Source organism: Frankia sp. AgKG'84/4 (assembly GCF_023242965.2).
Lineage (GTDB): Bacteria > Actinomycetota > Actinomycetes > Frankiales > Frankiaceae > Frankia.
Genome location: NZ_JALKFU020000888.1, coordinates 1 through 861 on the forward strand (window position 1 = coordinate 1; position 861 = coordinate 861).

General features: G+C 51.2%; 1 protein-coding gene. It reads right to left on the reverse strand.

Features of this window, described 5'->3' with window-relative positions; genetic code table 11:
- Positions 1-861: hypothetical protein (locus MXD58_RS31885; protein WP_250610326.1), on the reverse strand; the 861-nt coding region annotated here is incomplete at both ends.

The window sequence follows — 861 nt, forward strand, 5'->3', positions numbered from 1 at the left end:
GAACAAAGCTAACCGAGTCATGGGTCGATGCCGGATTCAGACGCGGGTACAGAGGTAAGTCATTAGGGCTGTCGCTTGCGTTGATCATGTACAGGTGATACCCGTTGAAATACTTCTCCCTTGAACTGTCCCAACCGGAGTCGCAGTCTGGTTGGGAGTAGATGCGAGGATGTTTGCAATTCGCAAGGCCTTGGGCACGACAATCACAAGTCGCTTGGCTCCGGTGACGGGCGGACGTCTCTATCGGTGTGCCATCACCAGCGGCATTCAGCTTATCCATTTCACCCAACAGACCCATCTTCGCTGAGACGGTCAGAAACTGGGACTGAAAGAAAGTAAACAGTCGATCGGAAGGCAACTCCTTTTTCTGGTCCAGCCGGGGAAGAATCCATTGGACCAATCGCTCTATTCTTCCGGGTTTGTTGATCGGCGCTTTTTCACCCTTCTTGCCCTTTTGGGGCTTGCGTTTACGGTACTTCTTGCTCTTTTTCTTCCGTGTCGCATTCTTATTTTCAGAACCCCAGAGGCGGGGAAAGAAATCGTAGAACGTGCCGACACCGGGAAGGTTACCGGGTTCAAAGCCACTGATGATGGCGTAAAGAGGAACCGTATGCATTTCCTCTACCCATTCAGTGATGCTGAGTTCGGGTCGGACCAATAGGTTTACCAGAACCGATCGGAACATGGAAGCCGGATCGCGAGGTTTAGGACCCTTACAGTCATAGAACGGCCGAAGCATGGTCGTGATGGGGGAGAGATCGGTGATCCAGAGTTTAGAAATGAGCGGCCATTGGTTCTTGTGAATGACGAGAATACCGCCGGAGTAATGCTCCTGCAGTTGCTTGATAACAAAATCTTGAT